Origin of the sequence: Myxococcus sp. AM010, from assembly GCF_013372585.1 — a bacterium.
Taxonomy (GTDB): Bacteria; Myxococcota; Myxococcia; order Myxococcales; family Myxococcaceae; genus Myxococcus; species Myxococcus vastator.
On record NZ_JABXEO010000028.1, the window covers coordinates 22,565 to 48,700 of the forward strand.

General features: G+C 70.1%; 14 protein-coding genes. 5 read left to right on the plus strand and 9 right to left on the minus strand.

Going from position 1 to position 26,136, the window contains the following annotated elements; all coding sequences use genetic code 11:
- The first annotated feature begins 166 nt into the window (after positions 1 to 166).
- On the plus strand, positions 167 to 1,642 hold the full coding sequence (locus tag HV826_RS15410; protein ID WP_176417767.1) for a discoidin domain-containing protein: 1,476 nt from the start codon (positions 167 to 169) through the stop codon (positions 1,640 to 1,642).
- Between the two features lie 93 nt (positions 1,643 to 1,735).
- On the opposite strand, the gene HV826_RS15415 is transcribed toward HV826_RS15410, so the two are convergent.
- Positions 1,736 to 2,983: an MFS transporter gene (locus HV826_RS15415; RefSeq protein WP_176409532.1), complete on the minus strand. Its 1,248-nt coding sequence runs from the start codon at positions 2,981 to 2,983 to the stop codon at positions 1,736 to 1,738.
- A 170-nt stretch (positions 2,984 to 3,153) separates the two neighbouring features.
- On the opposite strand from HV826_RS15415, the gene HV826_RS15420 reads away from it, so the two are divergent.
- Positions 3,154 to 3,618, plus strand: coding sequence for a hypothetical protein (locus tag HV826_RS15420; RefSeq protein ID WP_176417768.1), 465 nt, complete (start codon positions 3,154 to 3,156; stop codon positions 3,616 to 3,618).
- A gap of 12 nt (positions 3,619 to 3,630) precedes the next feature.
- Here HV826_RS15420 and HV826_RS15425 read toward each other — a convergent pair whose 3' ends face one another.
- Positions 3,631 to 4,806 (minus strand): hypothetical protein, encoded by a 1,176-nt coding sequence (locus HV826_RS15425; protein ID WP_176417769.1) that lies wholly within the window; start codon positions 4,804 to 4,806, stop codon positions 3,631 to 3,633.
- 319 nt (positions 4,807 to 5,125) lie between these two features.
- On the opposite strand from HV826_RS15425, the gene HV826_RS15430 reads away from it, so the two are divergent.
- Complete coding sequence (locus tag HV826_RS15430; protein ID WP_176417771.1) at positions 5,126 to 6,574, plus strand: glycoside hydrolase family 43 protein; 1,449 nt, start codon at positions 5,126 to 5,128, stop codon at positions 6,572 to 6,574.
- 9 nt (positions 6,575 to 6,583) lie between these two features.
- Here HV826_RS15430 and HV826_RS15435 read toward each other — a convergent pair whose 3' ends face one another.
- Positions 6,584 to 7,021, minus strand: coding sequence for a YciI family protein (locus tag HV826_RS15435; RefSeq protein WP_176417773.1), 438 nt, complete (start codon positions 7,019 to 7,021; stop codon positions 6,584 to 6,586).
- Positions 7,022 to 7,119: 98 nt separating this feature from the next.
- Between HV826_RS15435 and HV826_RS15440 the strand changes: the two genes are divergently transcribed.
- Positions 7,120 to 7,257: a hypothetical protein gene (locus HV826_RS15440; RefSeq protein ID WP_255217242.1), complete on the plus strand. Its 138-nt coding sequence runs from the start codon at positions 7,120 to 7,122 to the stop codon at positions 7,255 to 7,257.
- A gap of 17 nt (positions 7,258 to 7,274) precedes the next feature.
- Here HV826_RS15440 and HV826_RS15445 read toward each other — a convergent pair whose 3' ends face one another.
- A complete protein-coding gene (locus HV826_RS15445; RefSeq protein WP_176417774.1) occupies positions 7,275 to 8,042 on the minus strand; it encodes a glutathione S-transferase N-terminal domain-containing protein in 768 nt (255 codons plus the stop codon).
- A gap of 318 nt (positions 8,043 to 8,360) precedes the next feature.
- On the opposite strand from HV826_RS15445, the gene HV826_RS15455 reads away from it, so the two are divergent.
- Positions 8,361 to 10,466, plus strand: a complete 2,106-nt coding sequence (locus HV826_RS15455; protein WP_176417813.1) for a serine hydrolase — start codon at positions 8,361 to 8,363, stop codon at positions 10,464 to 10,466.
- Between the two features lie 142 nt (positions 10,467 to 10,608).
- On the opposite strand, the gene HV826_RS15460 is transcribed toward HV826_RS15455, so the two are convergent.
- The 5 genes from HV826_RS15460 to HV826_RS15480 are packed head-to-tail and all read right to left on the minus strand — an operon-like array spanning position 10,609 to position 26,089.
- On the minus strand, positions 10,609 to 17,991 hold the full coding sequence (locus HV826_RS15460) for a type I polyketide synthase (protein WP_176417776.1): 7,383 nt from the start codon (positions 17,989 to 17,991) through the stop codon (positions 10,609 to 10,611).
- Between the two features lie 32 nt (positions 17,992 to 18,023).
- Complete coding sequence (locus HV826_RS15465) at positions 18,024 to 19,604, minus strand: long-chain-fatty-acid--CoA ligase (protein WP_176417777.1); 1,581 nt, start codon at positions 19,602 to 19,604, stop codon at positions 18,024 to 18,026.
- Between the two features lie 47 nt (positions 19,605 to 19,651).
- Complete coding sequence (locus HV826_RS15470; protein ID WP_176417779.1) at positions 19,652 to 20,026, minus strand: acyl carrier protein; 375 nt, start codon at positions 20,024 to 20,026, stop codon at positions 19,652 to 19,654.
- Positions 20,023 to 23,307: an aminotransferase class III-fold pyridoxal phosphate-dependent enzyme gene (locus HV826_RS15475; RefSeq protein ID WP_176417781.1), complete on the minus strand. Its 3,285-nt coding sequence runs from the start codon at positions 23,305 to 23,307 to the stop codon at positions 20,023 to 20,025. Before HV826_RS15475 ends, HV826_RS15470 begins: the two co-directional genes overlap by 4 nt.
- A 28-nt stretch (positions 23,308 to 23,335) precedes the next feature.
- The gene (locus HV826_RS15480) at positions 23,336 to 26,089 is read right to left on the minus strand and encodes a type I polyketide synthase (RefSeq protein WP_176417783.1); all 2,754 of its coding nucleotides are present in this window, start codon (positions 26,087 to 26,089) and stop codon (positions 23,336 to 23,338) included.
- Between the last annotated feature and the right edge of the window lie 47 nt (positions 26,090 to 26,136).

Here is a 26,136-nt window from a genome sequence, read left to right on the forward strand (position 1 = left end):
GCTGGCGCCTGGCGTCGCCTCGGCGTTCTGCCTCTACAACAGCGTCAACACGACGGCGAACGTGAAAGTCCTTGGCGGAGACTTCAGCTCCAGCGTTTCGACGGGTGCCAATGCGTGCTGTCACTGGAGCAATACGGATTGCAATCCTGCCGGCACACAAGGTGCCATGCTCCGTGCGCAGTTCGAGGTGGGCACCTTCAACTGCGTGGTGCCGTTGCAAGCAGGGGGGTATGCGTCCGTCGAGCAGGAGGATCGCTCCCATCTGCGCCTTCCGCCCAACTACTACTGCAAGTCCTTCACGCACGACCATCAGCTCATCTATCAGTCGAACTATGGTGTGGGCTTCACGAAGCGAGATGTCCGGTTCCTGGTGACGGGGGACCCCCAGTACCAGAACAGCGGTGACAACATCGCCACGAATCAAACGCTGTCGACGATGGTCAGCGCCATCACCCACAATCCGCAAATCAGGGGCATGGTGGTCGCCGGAGACCTGACGCAGAACACCCGGACGCGGGACGAGTTCGCCTGGTACAAGAGTGCCATCTCGGGCATGAGCCGGTTCGTCTACGATGGCATCGGCAACCACGATCAGCACGAAGCCACGTTCGCCCAGAAGTTTGCCTGTGGACTCCCGTCTGGAGCGGATTCCGCGTGCGTCGACCGCGGGGAAATCCAGAACGACATCCACGACCGGAAGAGGGCCACCGTCCTGTCCCTGCATGGCAATCCTCACTACTCCTGGGATTGGCATGACATCCACTTCGTCCAGCTCAACCTCTTCCCGGGGACCGAGGCTTCGCCCACCCGTCCCGAGAACTCTCCCAAGGACTCGCTTGTCTTTTTGATGATGGACCTGGCATTCAATGTAGGGGCCTCGGGACGTCCGGTGGTCCTCATCCACCACTACGGCTTTGATCCGCTCTCCACCGGCGAGGAGGACGGCAAGTACTGGTGGACCGAAGCGCAGCGCGTGGCCTACTGGGATGCCATCGCGAACTACAACGTCATCGCCATCTTCACGGGGCACCACCATCGCGGCCCCGGCTCGCCCTTCCAGGAGTTCTTCTATCGGCCCGCGGGACGAATCTCCGGGCCGGAGCGATTCCATTCGTTCGTGTCGGGCGCGGCCATCTCCGGTGCGTACCTGGACGCAATGGTGGACGACACCGCGCTTTCGCTCACGCAGATGGATCGACATGGCACGCCCACTGGCATGTTCGTCCAGGTTCCCTTCAAGAACCTGGCGCTGAACAAGCCCGCCACCCAGTCCTCGCTCCTCAATGACGCGCAGGCCTGGAAGGCGGTTGACGGGAACACAGATGGTGTCTTCCCCAACCTCTCCGTCACCCACACCCTGGGCGCGCCGCAGGACCCACAGCCCTGGTGGATGGTTGACCTGGAGGGGCAGCGGTGGATTGGCTCGGTGGTCCTCCACAACCGCACCGACTGCTGCGTGGAGCGCCTCTCCAACTTCATGCTCATGGTCTCCGCGGACGGCACGACCTGGCACGAGTTCCCGCATCCGGGCCAGGCAGGCACCGTGACGCGCATTCCCGTGCGGCGCACGGGCCGCTACGTCAAGGTCCAGCTCCTGGGCGGAGGGCCGCTCAGCCTCGCCGAGGTCCAGGTCTTCGAATAGCACTCGAAGCTTGAGGAGGACCGACCCGGCGACTCCATGCACAGAGAGGGCCCCAGCCACGTTCATGGGAGGGGGCGCGTGCCCCTCACGTCCTCAGTTGGCCAGCTCCCGGGACTCCACGGGGGGCTGCTGCTTGGGCTCGCCGAAGGACATCAGCCGGCGGTGGAGCGGCGTGAGCAGTCCGACGAGAATCACCAGCACGCCGGTGACCTGCAGCAGCCGCTCGATGGAGACCACCTCTGCCAGGGGCCCGAAGAGCAACATGGCCAGCGGCATCAGCGCGGTGGAGAGCATGGTCATCACGCTGAAGACGCGGCCCAGGTAGGCCGGCTCCACGCGCTCCTGGAGCATCACCGTGGCGGGCGTGTTGTAGAGCGGCAGCGCCACGCCGAAGATGCCCATGGTCGCCAGGTACACCCCGAAGTGGGGCACCACGCCGAGGGCCACGGTGCACGCGCCCATGATGAGGTTGGAGGAGATCATCGTCCGCATGCGGCTGCTGAAGCCCCCCCACGCCGCGAGCGCGGCGCCACCCAGCATCATCCCCACCGAGAAGACCATTTCGATGGCCGTCAGCCGCCACACCTCGTCCCCGAAGCTTCGCGCCGTCTGCAGCGGCGTGAGGAACGCGGCCGGGGTGATGAGGACCAGGATGAAGCCCAGGTAGCTGAAGAACGGCACCAGGTGCGCGTGGCCGCGGATGTAGCGGAAGCCGTCGCGAATCTCCGTCAGCTGCGAGGAGCCCTCCTGCTCCGGCGCGCGGGGGCGCGGCGCTACCCGGACGAAGAGCGCCACCAGGGCGATGGCCAGGGCCGCTGTCACCACGTCGATGTAGAAGATCACCTGCAGGGGGGCCACGGACATGAGGAAGCCGGCGAGCGCGGGCGCCCCCAGCATGTTGACCGAGTGGACGGTGCCCTGGATGCCGTTGACCCGCATCAGCTGGTCCTCGGGCACCAGCTGCGGCAACAGCGCGCTCACCGCCGGGTGTTGAACGGCCGTCCCCACGGAGCGGATCGCCGCGGCCAGGAAGAAGAGCCACAGCTCCGTGCCGCGCAAGGTGAACATCACGGCCAGCGCCAGGGTCACCAGCGCAATCATCGCATCGGAGAGGACGATGAGCTTGCGGCGGTCATACCGGTCGGCCCAGACGCCCGCGAAGGGCGAGAGGAGGAACGTGGGCAGGAAGCCGGCGACGATGTAGAGCGTCATCATGACGCTCGAGCGTGTCTGCAGGGTCACCTGCCACAGGAGCGCGTACTGCACCAGGGAGGAGCCGAGCAGCGACAGGGCCTGGCTGCCCAGGAAGAGGGCCGTGTTGCGCTTCCAAGAGGCGTTCATGGCGCGCACTGTAGCCGCTGGGGCGCCTCGAACCAGGGCGTCATCGGTGATGAGCCAGGGGCCCGGGGGCCAGGGGCTCGCGGCCCTGCTGCCGGTGCGGCCGTGTCCCGGATTCGGGCAGGCCCACCTCCCTTGCGGAGTGAAGGCTCCACGGGATTGAGTGAGGGCCCATGGGACTTCTCCTGCGCGGGCTCCTCGTCGTCGCTGTCAGCTGCTCCACGGGGTGTGGTGGCCTGCGCCACGCGATGGGAGAGGAGGAGTACCTACGACAGCGGCTCTACGACTACGCCTACACCGTTCCGCTGGACACGCTCTGGGAGGAGGCGAAGCAGCTCGCGGAGTCCGTCCGCGACGAGTCGCGAACAGAGGACGGCGTCCGGACGGCGGTGGTCTCCCTCCGCCGGGGCCTTCGGGGGGACGAGACGTCCCTCGACGAGCTGTTCATGCGCGGCTGGGAATCGGGTGGGCGCAGCTACGTGAAGTTCTTCGCTGTGGGGCACGGGCCCGCCGTCCACCCCCACGACATCGGCGTCCGGGAGGTGAACGCGGAGCTGGAGCTGCTCGCTCGTTTCGCTCCGGCGGACGCGGCGAGGTTCCGGGAGGGCGCCAGGCGGGCGGGGCAGCGCGCCCGGTAGCGCCTCGGGGGTTCAGCGCATCGGCACGACGAGCACTTGCGTGCGCCCAGGCGCGATGTCGACCTCGCGTGTCTCCTGATGGTCGCTCCTGCGGATTCGCACGGTGTGTCGCCCCGAGGGAAGCGACAGGCGCGCCACCTGGAACTCGGAGGGGAGGCTGAGCCAGCCCTGCTCCAGCTGCGTCGCGCGCTCAGAGGCGGTTCGCAGGAGGAGATAGCCGCCCAGCGGCGGAACGAGCACGAAGAGGGCCACGGACCCGGCCCTGGCCCACAGGTTGGGCTGGCGCGTCGTATCGGTGCTCACGCCCAGGGCGCCACGGCGCAGCAGGAGGTTCTCCAGGGACGTGACGGTCTCCGCGTCCCAGCTCCCCGACGCCACCTCGATTCGGGCCTGCCCGTGGGGCCAGGGACGCGGGCACACGCTCCAGACGCGGCCCTCCTTCCAGCGCTGGAGCACGCAACGCTCGGGGAGCTTTCCGGCCTCCACGACGACGACCAGGTCGCCCGCGTCGTCCGCCGGAGCCGACGATTCAGGTGCCAGGATGAGCCGCTCCAGCTCCTCGAGCTCAGGGCGCCCGAGCCGGCGTGCCTCTGCGAGGAGCCTGGGCTCCAGGTGGGTCAACCTGGAGGGCGCTCCGGGTGGAGCGCTCCGGGTGATTCGCCAGGCGGCGAGGTAGTCGATGAAGGAGGAGTCCTCGTTCCCCGCCAGCTCATGCGCCAGCCCGCTCACGTACAGGCCGATGGCGCTCTGCACCAGGTAGGGGCGCAGCTCATCGTCGATGGGGATGGCGTTCAAGTGCCGCTCCATCGTCACGTGGTGGCGCAGCTCGAGGTGCCGCTGGAGGTTCAGCGCGTTCGTCAGCCGCGCCTCCACGGCCGCCTCCTCGGGCCGCCCAAGCTGCAGGTAGTTCAGGGCGTTGAGCGTGTGCAGTGTCTGGCGCTCCAGGGCGCCCATGCGCCAGGGGATGTCCCCGGTGAACTCCTCCGACAACCTGACCCGCTCGTGCTCATCCGCGAGCTCCCCCGCTTGGACCAGGGCCCTGCTGCTGGCTTCCCAGGCTCCGGCGCGGTGCAGCAGCCCGCCCCGGTCCGCCGCGACGAGCAGCGGATCCAGCGCTTCACGCGCGGTGACGGCGTCCAGCTCCTTCAGCGCTTCGTCGTACCGTCCGACGTCCGCGAGCACGCGCATCTGTGCGGTCTGTTGCACATAGCTGGCGCGGCAGCCGGACAGCACGGCGAGAAGAACGGCTCCAAGCAACTGCGAGACGAAGCGCGATGGAAAAGCCTCGCCCCCGGAGATGAAATACGCCATCCCGCTAGAATAGAGCCATCAGGCCCGTCCCCGTCATCTGGATACAGAGCCCCGTGCCTACCCAGACATGCGGGTGGAAATCCAAGCGCTGTCATGTCGGGTCGGGTAGAGGTCATGGATAGGACATGGATATCGCGCATTGCTGATATTTCTTGTATTTCGTGCTAGCTCACGTCCCTCCATCTGGAGGTGGTTCATGAGGAAGTCCCCTCGCATCCTGGCGCTCACGGTGGTGTGCGTCGTCTCTACCTTCGCATCCGGCTGTGGCGACGAACGCATCGACACCCCGCTCGCGGAGGAGGCTCCGGCTGGCACCGCCAGCGCGCCGCTCGCGTGCAGCACGCGCATCACCTACGGCGAGCGGTGGATTCGCCCCTCGGGGCACACCGCGCAGTTCGACATCGCGAGTGGTTTGGTGACGTGGGATGGCACCTGTATCAACGCGGGCAGCAACTCGTACGCGGTGCTCTCCAACGGCTGGCAGCCGTACTTCACCGGCAACAACGCGTGTGTCCTGGCGCTCGACACGGACTGTGCCGGGGCCGCCGCGTGCTCGACGCGCGTCACCTACGCCGCGTCGTGGCTGCGCCCGTCGGGACACACCGCGCAGTACGACGACGTGAGCGGGCGCGTGTTCTGGGACCGGACCTGCACGAACGCGGGCAGCAACTCGTACGCGGCGCTCTCCAACGGGTGGCGGCCGTACTTCAGTGGCACGGGCGCGTGCGGCATGTCCTTCCGCTACACGGGTTGCGGCGGGCTGTACCAGAACCCGGTGGTCCCCGGGGACTGCGCGGACCCGGGCGTCATCCATGATGGGACGCGGTACGTCGCCGCGTGCACGTCGGGCGGCGCGGCGAATGCGTTCGCCCTGCGCACGTCGACGGACCTGGTGACGTGGACGCGCGCGGGCTCCATCTTCCCGTCGGCGTCGAAGCCCACCTGGGCGAGGGGCGACTTCTGGGCGCCGGAGATCCACAAGGTGGGGACGCGCTACATCGCCTACTTCACCGCGCGGCACTCGGACGGGAAGCTGTCCATCGGCGCGGCGACGTCGACGAGCGCGCTCGGGCCCTTCACGGACCTTGGCCGGCCGCTCGTGCATGACTCGGCGATGGGGATGATTGACGCCACCTTCTTCACGAGCACCACCGGGGCGCCATACCTGGTGTGGAAGGCGGACGGCAACGCGGTGGGGCAGCCGACGCCCATCTACGGGCAGGCGCTGTCGGCGGATGGCCTGTCGCTGGTGGGCACCCGCCAGACGCTCATCCGCAACGACCTCTCGTGGGAGGGCGGCGTCGTCGAGGCGCCGTGGGTCGTCGCTCGGGGCGGGTACTACTACCTCTTCTACAGCGGTAACGCGTACTACAACAGCACCTACGCCGTGGGCGTCGCGCGGGCGACGAGCCCGCTGGGCCCGTACACCAAGCTGGGCTCGCCGATTCTCAAGACGGGGGGCGGCTGGACGGGGCCGGGACACAACTCCGTCGTCACCGGGCCGGGCGGAGGCATGTACATGGTCTACCACGCGTGGAACAGCGCCCACACGGCGCGGGTGATGCTCGTGGATGCAATCACGTGGTCCAATGGTTGGCCCGCGGTGCCGTCCGCGCCATCCGCGGGCTCGCGGCCCATGCCGTAGCGGTTTCGGCTACTTGCCCGCGTCCTTCTCCGCGTCCTTGGCCTCCTCGGCGGGCGGGGCCAGGGGGAACGCCAGGTAGCCCTTCTCCGTGTACCAGGCCATGACCTGCACCCGCAGCCGGCCCGCCTTCACCATCGGGTCCTGCTCGGCGAGCTGCTTCGCCTCCGCCTTGGTGGCGGTGCGGTAGATGCACGCGCCGCGCATGCCCACGTCGTCCTGCTCGCCGAAGGGGCCCGCGAGCACCATCTTGCCGCTCTCCCCCATGCGCGTGAGGTGCGCGAGGTGCTCCTTCTGCAGCTGCGCCAGCGCGGCCTCTGGCAGCTTCTTGGCGCCAGGCACGCGCTCGAGCAGGACGAGGTAGTGCTTGTCGAACTCGAACTTCTTCGAGGCGGGCTGGGCCGGCGCGGCGCCGAGGGTGAGCAGGAGCAGGGCGGTCGTGAGCGTCATGGCGGAGGTCCTCGGGGAGCAGGTGCGCGGAACCCTAGAGGCAGCGGCTGACTCGGCGCCACTTTCCGGCCGATGCGTGAAGGGCAAGCCCACCACCAGTGGTTGGTGGCGCGCGGGGCTGGCGCCTCGCGCAGCTGCGGCTGCCCACGGTGCTCGTGCGGGAGGGCGGCTGCGCGGTGGAGGAACTCGGCATCAACGTGTCCGACGTGCCCGGGGGCTTCGACGCCGGACGCTGAAGGTGGGGGCCGGCACGCTACGCCCGGACGGACTCGGCGGGCTGGTCGCTGCGCCGGTGCCGTGCGTAGAGCGCGTCGCGCCAGGCGACGATGTCCGGATAGCGCGAGCAGAGCCGCGGGTGGACGCCCGCCGCGCGCGTGGCGGGGCCTAGCGCGAGGTGGCCGACGTCCACGGGTGACACGAACTGCAGCGTCACCGCCATCGCGAGGTCCGCGTAGGTGAGGCGGTCCGCGACGAGGTGGCGCTTGCCGCCCGCGAGCGCACGCTGCAGCGCCTCCAGCTCGAGCACCAGCGTGGCCTCCGCCGCCGTGCTGTCCGGCATCCCGTACTTCCTGCGCAGGAAGGCCATGGCGAAGTCCACCGCGGGCACCGAGAGCTGGCGCACGAAACCAGGGAAGGCGGGCGGCTGCTGCTCCAGCTTCGCGGCGCGGTCGTTCGCGAGCCGGTCGAGGTAGCGCACCCGCGCCGCGCCGAGCGCGGCCTCGCTGCGGGCGTTCCATGCGGCGATCTCCTCGGCGTGCTCGGCTGGAAAGAGCGTGGGCGCGCTGCCGTGGGCGTCCGCGTAGCGGGCGATGTGGAAGGAGTCGATGAGCGGCCCTTCGGGCGTGAGCAGCATGGGGGTGCTCACGCGGCCCTTCAGCCGCCGCGCGCGCAGCCGCAGCGAGAGCTCGCCGATGAGCGGGTAGTGTTCGCGGTACGTATACGCGAGGCGGTGGTGGTCCAGCGCCCAGCGGGCCTTCTCGGACCAGGGAGAGGCGGCCTCGCCAATCAGGGTCCACGTCATCGCGGCGCCTCCGTGCGCAGTTGCTGCGGCGCCTGGGGCGGGTGGGCACCCGCGAGCCAGCGTGCAGGCAGCATCCGGAGCACGGTGAGGTGCGGGGGCTTCATCATCAGACCTCCAACAGCGGAAGGGGAGCCGCGGCGCTCAGTGACTTGGCGGGCGTTTCTCACCCACGCCGCGGAAGCTACCCCAGGGAATCCGGGACTGCTCACGGCGAGCGCGAGGCTGGCCCCGGCGCGAGGGCCACCCCTGGCCGTGGGGTGTGGGTCCGCCTGCTGAAATGCACGTGGGGTTCGTGCGACGCGCGTGGGGCACCTGTTTTTGTTGTCCGCGGCTGAGGGGAAATGCGCGCGGGGTTCGTTTCCTGCCGGGAGTACCTACGTCACGCAGGAGTTCTCGAGCATGAAGTCTTTCAGAGCGAAGCCGCTTCTGGCGGTCCTGTCAGTGCTGGCCGCATCCCTGGTGGGATGCGGGGTTCCAGAGGATGAGTCCAGCGCCTCTGCCAGCGCCGAGTCCCAGGCACTGGCCGGTCCAAATGATGCCTGGATTGCCCGCCACGGGCTCACCAGCGCCCAATATCAGACGGAGTTCAGTACGTGGGTGGGGCAAGGTTATCGCCTCTCCTATGTCAGCGGTTACGAAGATGGGGGCAGTGCCCGTTACGCGGCCATCTGGGAACAGACGAGCGGTCCGGCCTGGCGGGCCTTCCACGGGCTGACCTCCGCGCAGTATCAGACCACCGTCGTCAATCAGAATGCGCAGGGTTACCGCCCGGCCATGGTCAACGGGTACAGCGTCGGCGGCGTGGCCTACTTCGCGGTCATCTTCCACGCGGACAACGGTGCCGCGTGGGTGGCCCGCCATGACCTGAGCGCGGCCCAGTACCAGACGGAGTTCAACACCTGGGCGGGGCAGGGCTACCGGCTCGTGCACGTGAGTGGCTACACGTCCGGTGGCGCGGAGCGCTACGCGGCCATCTGGGAGAAGACGAGCGGCCCGGCCTGGCGGGCCTACCACGGGATGACCGCGGCCCAGTACCAGTCCACGTTCAACACCAACGCGTCCCAGGGTTACCAGCTCGCGAAGGTCAGCAGCTACAACGTGGGTGGCACGGACCGGTACGCGGCCATCTTCCATGCTTCGTCGGGAATTCCGATGGCCGCGCGGCATGGGCTCACCGCGGCCGCGTATCAACAGGCCGTGACGGACCTCAAGAACCAGGGCTATCGCCCCGTCCTGGTGGCGGCGCACCACAATGGGAGCCAGCCCGAGTTCTCGCTGCTCTGGCAGAACCTGACGTTCAGCGCGGCCGACCTGCAGCACATTGACGACACCGTCGAGCAGGCCATGGCCAGCACGAACACCGTCGGCCTGTCGCTGGCCATCACCCGCAAGGGGCGCCTCGTGTTCGCCAAGGGGTATGGCCTGGCCGACCGGAGCAACAACACCCCGGTCAACACCTCCCACCGCTTCCGCGTCGCCAGCGTGTCCAAGCCGATGACCTCCATTGGCATCATGCGGCTGATTCAAAGCGGCCAGCTCCGGCTGACGGACCGCGTCTTCGGCAGGGGCGGACTGCTGGGTGAGACGTTCGGCGCGCAGAGCACCTACGCGGACAGCCGCGTGCTGAACATCACGGTCCAGCACCTGCTGGAGCACACCGCGGGCGGCTGGGACAACGACGGCGCCGACGGCACGGGCGACCCCATGTTCATGAACACGGGGATGAACCACGCGCAGCTCATCCAATGGGTGTTGCAGAACGTGCCGCTCGAGTTCGCGCCTGGGACGACGTACCAGTATTCGAACTTCGGCTACAGCGTCCTCGGCCGCATCATCGAGCGGGTCACTGGCATGACCTATGACGCCTATATGCGCGCCAACGTGTTCACGCCCAGCGGCGCCACCAGCTTCGCAGTGGGGGGCGATACGTTGAGCGCGCGTCTGCCGAACGAGCCCGTCTACTACCAGCTTGGCGCGGGGGCCTTCAACCCGTACGGCATGCCGGTGCGTCGCATGGATGCGCACGGCGGCTGGGTCGCCACGCCCATCGATTTGCTGCGCGTCGCCGTGCGCGCGGATGGGTTCTCCACCGTCCCGGACCTGCTGAGCGCGAGCACCATCACCACGATGACGACCCGCACGACGGCGCTGAGCACGGGGGGCAACTCCGTCAACTACGCCAAGGGCTGGTCGGTGAACAGCCTCCCCAACTGGTGGCACGGCGGCTATGTCCCGGGCACCCTGGCCCTGTTGGTGCGGACCGATGACCGCTATGGGCCCAGCCGCTCCGAGGAGTTCACCTGGTCGGTCATGACCAACTCCAACAACCGCTCCGGCTCGGGCACGCCTGACATCAACCTCGACGGCCTCATGTGGAACGTCGTGAACGGCGTCAGCACCTGGCCCGCGCACAACCTGTTTTGACAAGGGCCTCCACCGGACCTTCCGGGAGGGCGCGTAGGACCGGCGGGGCTCGCGAGGGGCCTCCGCCGGTCCGTGGCGCAGCGGGGCGGGCGGCTCGGTGGGCCGCGGCCTTCGGGCCGTGAGCCGGGTGGGGTGCGCTGCGTCACGTCCCCGGCTGGACCCGCGCCGGCCCCGGCCCCGCGTCGGGCTCTGCGTCAGGCCGCTGCGCGAGTTCGGCCAGCATCTCGTGGAGCAGCTCCGCCGCGTTGTCCGTGTGGAGGTTGTGGCCTCCCCGGAGGTGGAGGCTCCGCGACAGAGGCATCGGGAGGTCCGGGGGCACGAGCACGGGCGTCTGGGCGAACTGACTGGTGGTGCCGTGGAGTCGCAGGGAGGGCACGGTGAGCGCTCCGAGGAGCGCCAGGTAGCGCTCGCGTGAGAAGCCCAGGTCGATGCCCAGTGGGTTTCGCAGCCGGACGTCCCAGGACCAGCAAAGGCCCTGCTCGCATGGCTCGGTGATGCGCCTCGCGAGCATCCTCGCGCGGGCGGGTGACAGCCCCCCATGGCTCAGCGTGAGCATCCGCGCGGCGGTCGTCAGGTCGGGGTAGGGCGTGTGTGCGGGGGGCTCCGTCAGGAAGCGCAGGTCGTTCTTCAAGAGGTCCAGGGCCCCTTGTTCGTCGCGCAGGTGCGGGATGACGGGCTCGACGAGGAGCAGGCGCTCGACCCGCTCGGGATGCGCGGACGCGAAGAGCGTGGCCACGGCTCCGCCCATCGAGTGTCCCACGAGCGTGAACGGACGCTTCACCGCCGCGGTCGCTTGCGTCAGGTCCAGCAGGAAGTCGAGGACCGTGAGCGCCACATTCGCGGGGAGGTGTCCGGACCGGCCGTGTCCCCTCAGGTCGGGTGCCATGACGCGATAGCCGCGCTCGACCAACCCCACCGCCAGCTCGTCCCAGCTCGCGGCCTGGTCGAGGAGGCCGTGGACGCAGACCACCAACGGCGCGTCCTCCGGTCCCCAGGTGCAGACGCAGAGCTTCGTCCCCGCGCTCGTCGTGTGGAACGACTCGCGGAGCGTGGAGAGGGGCGCCTCGGCGTCCGGCGCTGCTTCGTCTCCGGGTGGGGCTGGCGCGCGTGGACCGGTGTCTTCTCCCCCACCCAGCTTCAGGACCTCCACCAGCAGGTGCCTTCCAAGCAGCGCCAGGGTGGGGTGGTCGAACAACAGCGCAGGACTGAGCGTGCAGCCGAGGCTGGACTCGACCCGGTTCTTCATCTCGACCGCCATCAGCGAGTCGAAGCCCAGCTCCAGCAGGGGCTGGGTGGCCTCGACCGCATCTGGCGCGGCGAGCCCCACGACGCTCGCGACCTGCCGGCGCAGGAAGTCGATGAGGACGGCTTCTCGCTGTGCCTCGGGTTCTTGCGTCAACCGCGCGAGCAGGGCTCCGGCCTGGGCGGGCTCGGCGCTGGGCCTTCCCTGGCCGAGCTGCGCGTAGACTCTCGCGACTCCCGGACTGGAGACTGTCTTCAGGAACTTCGACCAGTCCATGTCCGCGACGGCCACGTTCGTGGGCGCCGCGTGGAGCAGGTGCTCGAAGACCTCCACGTTGTCTCCGGCCGCCATGCGCCCGAGGCCCAGGGACTCGAAGCGCGCCCGGTTCGCGGCTCGCTTCGTCTCCGCCATGCCTCCGGCTGCCCAGGGGCCCCAGTGGATGCTCGTCGCGGGGAGCCCCTGGCTCCTGCGCAGCGCCGCCAGTCCGTCCATGAACGCGTTCGCCGTGGCGTAGTTGCCCTGACCCGGCGCCCCCATCACCGAGGCGATCGACGAGAACAGGACGAAGAAGTCCAGCTCCAGCGCGCGGGTCGCCAGGTGCAGGTTCCACGCTCCGTCGACCTTGGGCGCCAGCACCTGGGCGAAGCGCTCCCAGGTCTGCTTGACCAGCACGCCGTCATCCAGCAGGCCCGCGGCGTGCACGATGCCGCCCAGGGGCGCTGGCCCCTTCGTGAGTCGCTGGACGAGCGTCTGGACCTGTCCCGCGTCCGCGACGTCCGCTCGCTCCAGGAGGACCTCCACGCCGGCGCTTCGCAGGGCGGCGATGGCCTCCTGCGCGGCCTCGGTGGGCTCGGAGCGGCTGGACAGCACGAGGTGCCGTGCTCCATTGGCGACGAGGCTCTGGGCGATGTGCAGCCCCAGGGCTCCCAGTCCACCGGTAATCCAGTAGGTGCGGTCTGCCCGGACGGCTCCCGTCGCCTGCTCGCTCACGGGGAGCGTCAGCACCACCTTGCCGATGTTCTTCGCCTGCGCGAGGTGCCGGAAGCCGGCCTCGGCCTGCCGGATGGAGAACGTCTTGACGGGCAGCGGCGCGAGGCGGCCGTCCTCCAGTCCGCGCACCGTGTCCGTGAGCAGGTCCACCTGGAGCGCCGCGTTCCCGTCGACGTCTCCCAGGTCGAAGGAGAAGTACGCCACGTCGGGCCGGAAGGCCGCCATCTCCGCCTGGGACCAGATGCCAATCTTGCCAATCTCCACGAACCGGCCACCCTGGGCGAGCACCCCCGCGCTCTTGGGGATGTAGTCGCCCGTCAGGCTGTTGAGGACCACGTCTACCCCCCGGCCTTCGGTGAGGCGAAGGACCTCGTCGGCGAAGTCCAGGGTGCGTGAGTTCATCACGTGCGCGACGCCTTGGCGCTTCACGTGCTCCCACTTGGACGGGCTCGCGGTTCCGAAGATGGTGGCCCCCCGGTCCTTCGCGAGCTGGACCGCTGCCTGCCCGACGCCTCCGGCGCAGGCGTGGATCAACACCGTCTCTCCCGGCTTCAGCTTCGCGAGCTTCTCGAGGCTGTAGATGGCCGTCATGAAGGCTGCGGGGATGGAGGCCGCCTGCGCGAAAGAGAGGTTGCCCGGCTTCCGGTGCACCAACCGCTGGTCGATGGTGACGTGGCTCGACAGCGCGGACGGCGCCATCGTGAACACCTCTTCTCCCACGGCGAGGCTCGTCACGCCCGGCCCCACGCGGACGACCCGCCCCGCGCATTCGAAGCCGAGCGGCTGGTCGACGGCCCGGAGGATGCCCGCCTCCTTGCTGAACGCCTCCAGCATCCCGAGGCAGTAGAGGACGTCCTTGAAGTTGATCGCCGACGCGTGGACCTCGAGCTCCACCTCTCCGGCCGTGGGCTCGCGCCGCTCCAGCGGGACCAGCGTCAGGCGGTCCAGCGCTCCGTACGCGGACGTCCGGAGCCGGTAGCTTTCGCCGGGAAGCGCGAGCTGCCCCTTGGGCTGGGCTGAAGCCCGGGCCCACCGCGCCACCATCCGTTTGCTGGAGCGCACCGCGACCTGGAGCTCCACGTCTGGCTGGAGGACCTCGGCCGCGAGCGTCTCCAGGCCGCCGTCGTCCACATCCACGCAGGTACAGCCGAGGGACGGATGCTCCAGGGCGATGGTTCGTCCCAGCCCCCACAGCGCCGCCTGGTTCGCGCTCACCCGTTCGCCTTCCACGACGGGCTGCGCGCCTCGCGTGACGAGATAGAGCCGTGGCAGTCGCTGGCCCGGGACGTCCATCAGTGCCTGGACCAGGGCCAGCGCGCTTCCGACCGAGCGCGACAGCGACTCGTCCAGCGCCCAGAGGTGGAGGATGCCCGCGAGGGGCAGGGGGCTCTCGGCCGCGAGGTCCGCGAGCGCTCGCGACCAAGCGGCCTTGTCGAGCCAGTCGACATCCCCGTCGCTCAACAGCCGGCAGGTGTCTCCACGGGCTTCCAACATCGCCCGCAGGCGCGCCCCCGCTCCCTCTCGGTCTCCGAGGATGAGCCAGCGCCGTGCTGGCGCGTCGGTGGTCTCAGGAAGTGCCTGGGGCACCCAGGTCATCGAGTAGAGCTTGTCCTTCCAGGTGGCCGTCGCGAACGCCAGCGCGCGCCGGTCGACTCGCAGCGCCTGGAGTCCCTCCACCTCGCACACCACCTGGCCCTGTTCGTCGAGAAGCCGGAGGTCCGCGATGACGCGAGGGTCCCCTGGCGAAGGCGCGTGGCGGAGGAGGGCCTGGGCCCACACCTCCTCGGCGCCCGGCCGTGACAGGTGCAGGGCTTCAATGCCGACGGGCAGGCACACCACGTCCGCGACCTCAGGAACGAGCGCTCCGACCGCCTGGAAGCAACCATCCAGCAGGGCGGGGTGCAGTCCGTAGGCGCTCGCCTCGTCGCGCGTCACCCCAGCCGGCCGGATCCGCGCGAGGAGCTCCGGGGGCCGCGTGCCATCGCCCGTCAGCCGCCGCAGCTCCGTCACCGCGCGGAATGCTCCGCTGTAGCCCAGGCCCAGCGTGGCATAGCGCGTGTAGAACGCCTCGGTGTCGAGCACCTCTCCCGTTGCCTCGAGGCGCTCGCGGGCGTCGGCTCCGTCGAAGGCGCCCCCACCGTGTCCACCCTGTGGCGACACCTGGACCTCTCCCGTGACATGGAGGCGCCAGTCGGATGCGTCTTGCGAGGCCGCGCTGAGGATCCGGAAGCGGTAGCGGTCGTCGCCGACGCTGGAGAGGTGCGTCTGAACCACGGTGTCGGTGCCTGGTGCCAGGACGAGCGCCGCCTGGACCGCGACGTTGCGGAGCGACAGCGCCGCCTGGGGGAACAGCCGCCGGAGGCTGGCCAGGGCCATCTCCACGTAGCCCGCGGCGGGCACCACGACCTTGTCGTAGACGCGGTGGTGCCGCAGGTAGGCCGGGCCGCCGGGAGACAGCGCGCTCTCGAACAGGTGGTCACCCGGGGGCAGGGCGGCGCTTCGCAACCGCCGCCCCAGGAGCGGGTGGGACTCGCCCGACGCCGCCATCGCCACCGAGCTGCCTTCCTCGCGCTGGAGCCAGTAGCGCTGCCGCTGGAACGGATAGGTCGGCAGCGCCAGCCGGGGCGGGACGGGCTGTCCACACCGGCCCGCCTTGCCCAGGTCCACGGGAAGCCCGTGCGCGAACAGCGTCGCGACGGCCTCCAGCAGCTGGGGCCAGGCGGGCGCGTTGGCTCGCAGGCTCGCCGCCGTGACGAACCGGTCCGGTTCGACGCAGGCGGAGGCCAGGCTCACGAGCGTGGCGCTCGGTCCAACCTCCAGCAGGCCCACGACCTTGTTCGCTTCCAGCGCCCTCACTCCCGCCATGAAGTCGACCGGCGCGAGCACGTGGTCCACCCAGTAGCCGGGCGTGGCCAGCTCCTCTCCGCCCACCTGGCCTGTCACGTTCGAGATGAGCGGGATGCTCGGGCGACGGAACGTCACCGTCCCGGCGACCGCGCGCAGGTCCTCCACGATGGGCCGCATCAGCTCCGAGTGAAAGGCGTGCGAGACCTCCAGCAACCCACGGTTGCGCACGCCCTGCTGCCCCAGCCGCTCGCAGGCCGCGAGGACGGCGTCCCGCTCGCCCGAGATGACCGTCTGCTGAGGCGCGTTGAACGCGGCGATGGACAGGCGCGCCCCCTGCTCCGCGACCACGGGCGCCACCGTGTCCCGCCCGGCCAGGACCACGGCCATGGCGCCGCCTTCCGGCAGTGACTGCATCAGCCGCCCTCGCGCGGCGATCAGCTTCAGTCCGTCCTCCAGGCTGAACAGGCCCGCCACGCACGCCGCGGCCAGCTCACCCACGCTGTGGCCCATGACGAACGACGGACGGGCGCCCCACGACTGCCAGAGGCGCGCGAGGGCCACCTCCAGCGCGAACAGCGCGGGCTGGGTGTACTTCGTCTGGTTCAGCAGCCCGCGGTGCTCGCCCCACAGCACCTCCCGGAGCGGCGTCTCCAGGTGCTCGGAGAGGAGCGCCTCGCAACGCTCCAGCGTCTCCCGGAACACCGGGTGCAGCGCGTACAGCGCCTCCCCCATGCCGGCGTACTGCGAGCCCTGCCCCGTGAAGAGGAACGCGAGCCGGCCCGCCATCGCGGGCGCGCTGCCCGTCCGCACGTTCCTGCCCGAGGCGGCGCGCGTCTTCGCGAACGCCGCGAGCGCGTCACGCAGGGGCTCCGCCCCGTCCGCCACCACCGCGAGCCGCTGCGTGAACCGCGCGCGCCCGGTGTTCGCCGTCCAGGTCAGCGCGTCGAGCGACGCCTCGGGGTTCCGTTCCAACCAGCTCGCGTAGTGCTCCGCCATCGCGGCCAGCGCATCCGGTGTCCTCGCCGACAGACACAGCACGTGCGTGGGCTGCGTGGCCGGCGGCGCGGGGGCCGCCCGGGGGGCCTCCTCCACGACGACATGCGCGTTCGTCCCGCTGAAGCCAAACGCGCTGACCCCGGCGATGCGCGCCCGCTGGCCCCGGGGCCATGCGACGGGCTGCCTCAGCACCTCCACCGGCAGGTCCTTCCACGGGATGCGGCTGCTCAAGGCCCCCAGGGTGGGGTAGCCCGGAAGCGTCTCCGCCTGGAGCGCGAGGATGACCTTGCAGAGGCCGGCCATGCCCGCCGCCAGCTCGGTGTGACCGACGATGCTCTTCGCCGACCCCAGGAGCAGCGGCCGTTCCCTGGAGCGATTCGCGCCGAACACCCGCGCCAGCGCCCCCACCTCGATGGGGTCTCCCAGCGCCGTGCCGGTGCCGTGGGCTTCGACATAGGCCACGTCCTCCGGCTTCACGCCCGCGCGCGCCAACGCCTTGCGCACCAGCGCCTCCTGCATCGGCCCGTTGGGGACAGTCAGCCCGGAGCTCGCGCCGTCCTGGTTGATGGCGCTGCCTCGGATGACGGCCAGGATGTTGTCTCCGTCCGCCTTCGCCGCCGACACCGTCTTGAGCACGAGGGCCGCGACGCCCTCCGAGCGCACATAGCCATCCGCCAGCTCGTCGAACGTCTTGCAGCGACCGTCTGGGGCCATCATCCGCGCCTTGGAGAAGGCCGCGGTGATTTCCGGCGCGAGGACCAGGTTGACGCTGGCCGCGAGCGCCACGCGGCAGTCCCCCCGGCGCAGGCTCTCGCCCGCGGAGTGCACCGCCACCAGGGCCGACGAGCACGCCGTCTCCAGCGACACGCAGGGCCCGGTGAAGCCGAACGTGTACGCGAGCCGCCCCGCGGCGACGCTCGTGGCGTTGCCCGTCCCCAGGTAGGCGTTCACGTTCTCGACGCGCTGGAGGGCCATGCGGAAGTAGTCGGACGTGCACACGCCGACGAAGACGCCGCTGGGCGAGCCGTACAGCGCGTCCGGTGACAGCCCCGCGTTCTCCAGCGCCTCCCACGCCGTCTCCAGCAGCAGGCGCTGCTGCGGGTCCATCAGCGCCGCCTCTCGCGGCGAGATGCCGAAGAACGGCGCGTCGAACGCGTCCACGTGGGGCAGGAACCCTCCGTGACGCGTGGACATCTTCCCCGGCGCGTCCGGATCCGCGTCGTAGAGCGCGTCGATGTCCCACCGCTCGCGAGGGACCTCCGTGATGCTCGGCTCGCCGCGGTGGAGCAGCGCCCAGTACGCGTCCGCGCTCTCCGCGCCAGGGAAGCGGCAGCTCATTCCCACCACGGCGATGGGCTCGTCCTGCGTCTTGCGCAGGGTCGCGACTTCGTGCTCCAGCCGCTCGATGATGCGGAGGACCTTCTCTGAGTCCAGGACGCTCTGCGACATGGGGTGTTGGCTCCCGCTGGCCCGCAGGCCGGTCAGTTGACGCGCTTCTCGCGGCCGGCCCAGTACGGCTCGCGCAGCACGCGCTTCAGGACCTTGCCGCTCGGATTCCTGGGCAGGGCGTCGACGAACTCCACCGTCCTGATCATCTTGAAGCTCGCCAGATGCTTGCGCGCGAACGCCAGCACGTCCGCCTTCGTCACGGCCGAGCCCGGCTTGCGCACCGCGATGGCGATGGGCAGCTCTCCCCAGCGGTCATCGGGCACGCCAATCACCGCCACGTCCGCGAGCTCCTCGTGCTGCACGAGGATGCGCTCCAGCTCCGCCGGGTAGATGTTCTCTCCCGCGGAGATGATCAGGTCCTTGATGCGGTCGGTGACGTAGACGAAGCCGTCCTCATCCACGAAGCCCGCGTCACCTGTGTGGACCCACCCATCCACCAGCGTCCTGCGCGTCTCCTCCGGGAGCTTCCAGTACTCCAGCATGTGCCCCGCGGTCTTGAAGGCAATCTCCCCCGTCTGGCCTGGAGGCAGCTCGCGGCCGTCCGGGGCCAGGATGCGCACCGAGACGCCCCGCAGCGGACGGCCCGCCGCCTTCAGCCTTGGGTTGGCCGGGTCCTCGTGCTCGGCGGCGGGCATGAACACCGCCATGTTCGTGGTCTCCGACAGGCCGTAGTTCTGCGTGAAGCGGCACTTGAACAGGGCGCGCGCCCGCTCCAGCAGGGGCCGGGGCATCGGCGAGCCTCCGTAGACGAGCTGGTCCACCGAGGACAGGTCCGCCGTCCGGCTCGCTGGCTCCGACAGCATGAAGCGCACCATCGCCGGCACGAAGGCGACCTTGGTGATGGCGTGCCTTTCGATGAGCTCCAGCGCGGACGCGCCGGTGAACGCCTTCATGATGACGTTCGTCGCGCCGTTGACCAGGCCGTGGACTCCGAACCACAGGCCGCCCACGTGGAACGTCGGCAGCGCCAGCAGCGTGATGTCTCCTGTCTTCCAGTCGATGAGCTCGTCCCCGGCGCGCACCACTTCGCGGATGACGTCCAGGAAGCAGCCGTGCGACAGCACCACCCCCTTGGGCCTCCCGCTGGTGCCGCTCGTGTAGACCTGCACCACCGCTTCGTGGCTCTGGAGCGCCAGGGCTCCTCGCCGGGCCGGGTGTGCGTCGCGCCACGCCGGGTAGAGGGCGTGCCGCTCGGAGGACCCGTCGAGCACGATGAGCCGCTTCAGCCTGGGGCATGATGGCAGGACGTCCTCAACCAGGGGCACCATCTGCTGGGTGATGAAGAGGAGCTCGGCGTCCGAGTCCTGGACGATGTAGGCCAGCTCGCTCGCCTCCAGCTTCCAGTTGATGCTGAGCAGCACCATGCCCGCCTTCGCGCAGCCAAACAGCAGCTCGTAGGACGCCTCGCTGTCGGTGCCCAGCAGCGCGACCCGGGCCTGACGCGGAAGTCCCTCCGCGACCAGGGCGTTGGCGACGCGGTCACTGCGGTCGGCCAGCGTGGCGTAGCTCACCCTGCGCTCATCGGCGATGAGCGCGGTGTGCCCGGGTGTGGCGCGGGCGTGGAGGTCCGGGATGTCGGCCAGCGTCTCGATGGCGTCGTAATGCTCCAGCATGGGAGTTCTCTCTCGGGTGAGGCCCGCGTGGAATGCGGAGGAACGGCTCAGAGGTCGTACTTCGTCAGCTTCCGGCGGAGCCGCTCCTCGGGTGACTCCTGGAGCTCGGACGCGCCCTCCGGCGTGGCTTCACCAAACGCCACGTCCACGACATGCCCGGCCAGGCTCTCCGGGCTGGGGTAGTCGAACAGCAGCGTCGTGCGCAGCGCGCAGCCCAGCTCCTCCTCGAGGACCTCCTTGAACTCCAGCGCCCGCTTCGAGTCGACGCCCAGCGTCTCGAACCGGGACCGCGGGTGCAGCTCGTTCGGGTCGCAGCCCAGCTCGTCGCAGAGGACCTGGAGGATGGCCTCCACCAGCAGCCCCTGTCGCGCGGACGGTGGCGTCAGGGTGAGCCGGTCGCGAAGCCCTACGAGCGCGTTCATGCGGCCCCCAGTGCCGCCGGGCCGCTCGTCCGGCGCGCGGTGTCGGCCCGCCTCGCGTAGTTCTCCACGATCTTCGAGTACAGGTTGAGCAGCCCGTACACGGCATCCTCGGCGAACAGGCGGGTGTCGTAGTCCAGCTCCAGGGTGATGTCAGTCGGGAGCACGAAGACGTTGCAGCTCAGGTCGAACTCAATCCAGTCATTCACCGCGGAGACCAGCTCCGGCGGCTGACCGCCGAAGCTCGGGAGCTGACTCACCGGCTCCACGTTGAACGTCACTTCGACCGGGCTCCCCTGGGCCTCCGGCATCACGGCGCGGTACTGCTCACACAGCTCCGCGTAGGGGAAGCCGGCGTGCTTGAACAGCTCCTTCATCTGGCTCCGGGTCCGCGCGAGGCTCGCGTCGAAGGTCGCGTCCGCGCCGTGCGCGGGCAGCAGCGGCAGCAGGTTCACGCACGTTCCGACTGTCTGCTTGAGCTCCCGCGTCGTCCGGTTCGCGAACGGGATGCCCACCACCGGCAGTCGCGTCCGGTAGGCCCGGTTCAGGAACACCTGGAAGCCCGCGAGCAGCGCGGTGAACGGCGTCACCCCGTCCTCCTTCGCCTGCGCCTTGAACAGGGCCGTCAGCGGCTCGCCCAGGCTCAGCCGCGCACGGCCTCCCGGGCGGCCTCCGACGGTGGCCTGGTGCCGGAGCTCGCCGTAGGTGTGGCTCCGCTGGTAGCTCGCGATGGCGTCGATGGCTTCCTTCCAGAATCGCTGGTCGGCCGCGTACTGCCCACCCTGGCGGTAGCGCGCCTCGTGCTCGCGCCAGCGCGAGTAGGGCACGTTCGCTCCCATGGCCGTGTCGCCGTTGTAGAGGGCCGCGATGCGCTCGAACAGCGAAACCAGCGCCCAGCCGTCGCAGACCAGGTGGTGCACGCACAGGCTGAACAGCGTCACCCCATCCTCGAACCGGGTGAGGTGGGCGCGGACGTTCACCCCGGACTCGGGGGCCAGCGGCGTCTGCTGCTGGGCCGCCATCAGGCGCTCGATGACGCCCGGCTCCGTCGAGCGCCGCGAGACGTCGGCTTGCTCGATGGGGACCTGGCGCTCCGCCACGGGACGCGGCTTCTGCGTCCCTTGCTCCACGTCGAGGCAATACCAGAGGGCGTCCTGGCCGCCGAGGACGGTCTGGACGGCCCGTGACAGCCGCTCCAGGTCCACCGCCGCGTCGAAGCGCAGCCCGTAGCAGAGGTTGCAGGTGACGGACCCTTCGGGCCCGCTCCGCACGAGCTGAAGGAAGCGCTGCTGGGCGTCCGACACCGGCTGCTCCGCGGGCGGGAGCGCCCTGCCACCGTCACGGAGTGGCAGGAGCTTCAGCGCGACGAGCTCCCGGGCGATCTCCCGCACGGACTCGACGAAGCGGGCGAGCTCCGCGTCGGTGTGGGCGGTGGACAGGAAGCAGTTGCGCCCCTCCCAGATGAAGTACCCCGCGTCCAGGAGCCTGTAATAGAAGAGGTCCAGGTTGCCCTTCGACGCGAAGCGGAACAGCGACGAGAAGGACTCCACCGCCACGTCCGCGCCCTCCTCGTCGAACGCGGCGTTGAGCTGGGTGGCCAGCCGCTCGGTGCGCTCGTTCAACGCGCGGTAGAGCTGGTCGTCCGCCTCCTGGAGGTGCTCCAGCACGGCCAGCGACGCCGCCATGGTCAGCGGGTGCTTGGAGAAGGTTCCGGCGAAGAAGATGGTCGGCGTGCTGGGGAAGCTCGCGTCGCCGTACCGCCAGAAGCCGCCGTCGAGCCCGTCCATGAACGCGGCGCAGCCCGCGACGACACCAATGGGCATCCCGCCGCCCACGACCTTGCCGTAGGCGCAGAGGTCGGCCTGGACGCCGAAGTACTGCTGCGCGCCGCCCTTGGCGCAGCGGAAGCCGGAGATGACCTCGTCGAAGACGAGCGCGATGTCCTTCTCCTGGGTCAGCTCGCGCAGCTGCTTCAGGAACGCCGCGGGCTGCATGCCCGGAGCCCGGCTCTGCACCGGCTCCACCATCACCGCGCCAAGCTCCTTCGCGTGCTTCGCGATGTAGTCGAGCGCGCTCTGCTCGCAGTAGTCCAGGACCACCGTGTCCCGGACCAGCGAGGCCGTCGTCCCCAGGCTCGCGGGGCGGCTCTCGTCGCTGGAGGCGTTGCCCCGGGCGAGGAACGCGTCGAACGTGCCGTGGTAGGAGTTGCGGAAGATGACGACCTTGTCCCGCCCCGTCTTCGCGCGGGCGAGGCGCAGCGCCGTCATCGTCGCCTCCGTGCCGGAGTTGCAGAACGTCACGCGGGCATGGCCCGTCAGCTCGCAGATGAGCGCCGCCACGCGCCCCGCCAGTGGAGACTGCGGCCCAATGGGCATCCCGCGCCCGAGCTGCGCCTGGAGGGCGGTGGTGATGAAGTCCGGCGAGTGGCCGAAGAAGTGCGCGCCGAAGCCCATCGTGAAGTCGAGGTACGTGTTGCCGTCGACGTCGGTGACGTGAGCGCCTCGCGCCTGCTCCGCGACGATGGGAAACACCATCTCCTTCAGGAGCGGACGGAAGCCCGCGGAGACGCGGTTGTCGGCCAGGGGCTGGCGGTAGTGCTGCGCCAGCCGCTTGGACTCCGGCGCCTTCTTCGCCACGCGGGCCGTGAGGCGCTGGATGTAGCCGGCCTTCTCCGCGTCCTCCTCGCGCTCGTCCTTGCCCAGCTTCACGGAGAACGCGCTGAAGCGGTCGGCCTCGGGCTTGCCCGTGGGGGGCGCTGACGCGGCGAGGGCTGGCGCGGAGGCGGGGCGCTCCTCCGAGGGCGGGGACCGCTGGGGCGCGGAAGCCTTCGCCGCCGTCACGGGCTTGCGGCTCAGCAGGGCCAGCTGCCGGTCCATCAAGTCGAGCTGGTGCCGGACGATGTCCTCTAGGTCCTGGCTCTTGCCGCCGCGGGGCCGGGGCGCCTGGTCCACCTCCGGGACTTCGGGGAGGCCCAGGGGCTCGGGCGCCTGGGCCTGGACGGTGGGGGCGGCGTCCTCGTGCGCGCGGTGCTCGTGGATGAAGCGGGCGAGCCGGTCCACGGTGTTGACCTTCTCGTAGATCTCCAGGACCGTGAGCGAGACCTGGAAGCGCGCGTTGAGCTCCTGGATGACCTCCAGGAGGATCAACGAGTCCGCGCCCATGTCGGCGAAGGGCAGGTGGGGATCGACGTTCTCCGGCGCCTGCTTGAGGCAGTACGCGACCTCGCGCAGCACCAGGGCCTGGATGCGGGACACCGCGTCGTTGCTGGACGTCTCGTTGCTCATGTCAGTTCCCATCGGGACTCAAGGAAGGTTACGGGTCGCCCAGCAGCGCGAGCTGCTGGCGCATCACGTGGAGCTGCCGGTCGATGACGGCCTGGAGCGACGGCTCCGCCTCGCCGGGCGCCAGCGGCTCGCTCCGCTCCGGGACGGCCGCGCCCGCCTCCGCGCTGCTCGCCGTCCAGTACCGCTTGTTCTCCATGCGCCTGGCCGGAAGCGACACCCGTCGAGGCGGCGCGGAGTGACACAGCGGCGCGAAGTCCAGGTCCAGCCCCAGCTCATGCAGCGCCCCGACCGCGGCGAGCAGGCACTCCTCGCTGTCCCGGCCGCGGACCCCGCTGCTCACGGCGCTCACCCGCGCGCCGTGGTCCGCCGCGACAAGTGAGGACAGCACCCGGTCCGGGCCCACCTCCAGGAACACGCGCGCGCCCAGGCCGACCAGCGTCTCGGCCCCCGCGGCGAACAGCACGGGCCTGGCGATGTGCCGTCCCCAGTAGTCGCCGCCCAGAGAGCCCGGAGCCACCACCGCGCCATCGAGGTTCCCCACCACGGGGAACGTCCCGGCGTGGAGCGGGAGGCTCCGCGAACGCTCCGCCAGCCGGGCCGCGGCCTCGTCGAAGACGGGGGAGTGGAAGGCATGGCGTGTCCGCAGCTTGCGGAACCGCACGCGCGCCCGCTCCAGGCGCTGCTCCAGGCGCGCCACGGCCGGCCGCTCCCCGCTGACCACGACGCGCTGCCTGCCATTGATGGCGGCGAGGTGGAGCGGCTCCCCCAACTCCCGCAGCAGTGCCTCCAGCGACCTGAGGTCGAGCGACACCGCCACCATCGCGCCGTCGTGTGGCACCGACTGCATCAGCCGCCCGCGCTCGTGGACCAGCGCCACGCCATCCGCGAGGGACAGCGAGCCCGCGACGGTGTGCGCCACCAGCTCTCCAAGGCTGTGTCCGATGGCGAAGTCCGGAGTCAGGCCCAGCGCCATCCACGTGCTCGCGAGCGCGTACTCGAACGCGAACAGGGAGAGCTGCGCCGCGTGGGTGTCGGACGTCAGGCGCTCATCGCCCCCGGCGGACGGCTCGTACACGAGGTGCGCCAGCGACACGCCCGCCTGCTCGCGAGCCAGCGCGTCGCAGCGGTCGAACGCGTCCCGGAACGGCGCGAAGGACGCGTACAGCGATTGGCCCATGCCAAGGAACTGCGAGCCCTGGCCGGTGAACATGAAGGCCACCTTCGGCCTCCCGCCTGGCTGGACGGGCAACGGCTCGGCGCGGGGCCGGACCTCGCGGAGGGCGCGGAGGGCCTCCTCGCGCGTCCTCACGACGACGGCGCGGCGGTGCGCCAGGTGCTCCCGGGCGACCATCAGCGTGTCGGAGACCGCCTCGAGCGGCCCCGCCGACGTGGCCAGGTGGGCCGCGAGCGCGAGCGCGTCCTCCTTCAGCCCTTGCGCGAAGTGGCTCGACAGCGGCAGCAGCACGGGGCGTCCGGACTCGGACGCTTCACGCTCCCGGGCGGCGTGGCGCTCCAGCACGACATGGGCGTTGGACCCGCCGAAGCCGAACGAGCTGATGCCGACGTGTCGCCGGCCCTCTGGGAGGGGCTGCGCCTGCCCGGCGATTTTCAGCGCGCAGTCCTCCGCGTGGAAGAAGGGCGCGTGCGGCGGCGCCACCGGATGGGGCGGCACCACGCCGTGCTCCAGGATGAGCATGCCCTTCAAGAGCCCGCAGAGGCCCGCGGCGGCCTCCGCGTGGCCGATGCTGGCCTTCGCGGAGCCCACGAAGCACGGCTCGCCCGGCGTTGCGCCGAAGACCTCCTGGAGCGCGTTCAGCTCGATGGCGTCCCCCAGCGACGTCCCCGTGCCGTGGGCCTCCACGTACGCGATGTCCGACGGAGACAGGCCCGCGCGCTCCAGCGCGGCGCGAATCACCCGGATTTGACTGGCGCCGTTGGGCGCCGCGATGCCGTTGCTGCGCCCGTCCTGGTTGATGGCCGTGGAGGCGATGAAGCACCGCACGGGCTGGTGCTCCAGCTCCGCCTCCGTCACCCGCCGCAGGACGGCCACCGCGACGCCCTCGGCGCGGCCGTAGCCATCCGCGTCGGCGCTGAACGTCTTGCAGCGCCCGCTGGGGGACAGCATCTTCGCCTGGGAGAACGCGAGCGGAAGGTCGGCCGACAGGATGACGTTGACGCCGCCGACGATGGCCATGTCAATCTCCCCGCCGCGCAGCGACTGCATCGCGAAGTGCAGCGCGGTGAGTGACGACGAGCACGCCGTGTCGATGGCCAGGCTCGGGCCCTTCAAGTTGAGGAAGTAGGAGATGCGCCCGGCCAGCAGGTTGTGCGAGTTGCCGATGCCGAAGTAGCCGTCCACGTGCTGCTTCTGGCCGGAGTCCAGGCTCATGTAGTCCGAGCTGCCCACGCCGATGAACACGCCGACGTTCGCGCGCCGCAGCTCCGCCCGCGTGACTCCGCCGTCCTCCAGCGCGTCGTGTGTCACCTCCAGCAGCAGCCGCTGCTGGGGGTCCAGCTTGACGGCCTCTCGTGGGGACACGCCGAAGTAGTCGGCGTCGAAGCGGAACACGTCGTCCAGGTAGCCGGCGCGCAACGTGAGGATGCGCTTGCCCAGCAGTGGGTCCTTCGCGGCCTTCCACAGGTCCCCGCGCGACGCGTCCGGCTCCGCCGCCGCCACGCGCCCCTCCACCAGGAGCCGCCAGTAGTCGTCCAGGCTGGCGGCGCCTGGAAACCGTCCCGCCGCCCCAACGACGGCGACCTTGCTGTCCTCGGCCGATGCCATGCGCTGTCCCATCCTTTTCGTCCCTGGAAGGCCCCTGGGGGCGCCCG

Bases quoted from the DNA above. Each gene is read 5' to 3' on its own strand.
- HV826_RS15435 (WP_176417773.1), bottom strand. From the start codon at position 7,021: ATGACGCTCACGACCGCCCTGCTCCTGCTCACCCTCGGCGCCGCGCCG.
- HV826_RS15470 (WP_176417779.1), bottom strand. From the start codon at position 20,026: ATGAACGCGCTCGTAGGGCTTCGCGACCGGCTCACCCTGACGCCACCG.
- HV826_RS15445 (WP_176417774.1), bottom strand. From the start codon at position 8,042: ATGACGTGGACCCTGATTGGCGAGGCCGCCTCTCCCTGGTCCGAGAAG.
- HV826_RS15415 (WP_176409532.1), bottom strand. From the start codon at position 2,983: ATGAACGCCTCTTGGAAGCGCAACACGGCCCTCTTCCTGGGCAGCCAG.
- HV826_RS15480 (WP_176417783.1), bottom strand. From the start codon at position 26,089: ATGGCATCGGCCGAGGACAGCAAGGTCGCCGTCGTTGGGGCGGCGGGA.
- HV826_RS15425 (WP_176417769.1), bottom strand. From the start codon at position 4,806: ATGCGCGTGCTCGCGGACGTCGGACGGTACGACGAAGCGCTGAAGGAG.
- HV826_RS15430 (WP_176417771.1), top strand. From the start codon at position 5,126: ATGAGGAAGTCCCCTCGCATCCTGGCGCTCACGGTGGTGTGCGTCGTC.
- HV826_RS15465 (WP_176417777.1), bottom strand. From the start codon at position 19,604: ATGCTGGAGCATTACGACGCCATCGAGACGCTGGCCGACATCCCGGAC.
- HV826_RS15420 (WP_176417768.1), top strand. From the start codon at position 3,154: ATGGGACTTCTCCTGCGCGGGCTCCTCGTCGTCGCTGTCAGCTGCTCC.
- HV826_RS15410 (WP_176417767.1), top strand. From the start codon at position 167: ATGCTCCGTGCGCAGTTCGAGGTGGGCACCTTCAACTGCGTGGTGCCG.
- HV826_RS15460 (WP_176417776.1), bottom strand. From the start codon at position 17,991: ATGTCGCAGAGCGTCCTGGACTCAGAGAAGGTCCTCCGCATCATCGAG.
- HV826_RS15475 (WP_176417781.1), bottom strand. From the start codon at position 23,307: ATGAGCAACGAGACGTCCAGCAACGACGCGGTGTCCCGCATCCAGGCC.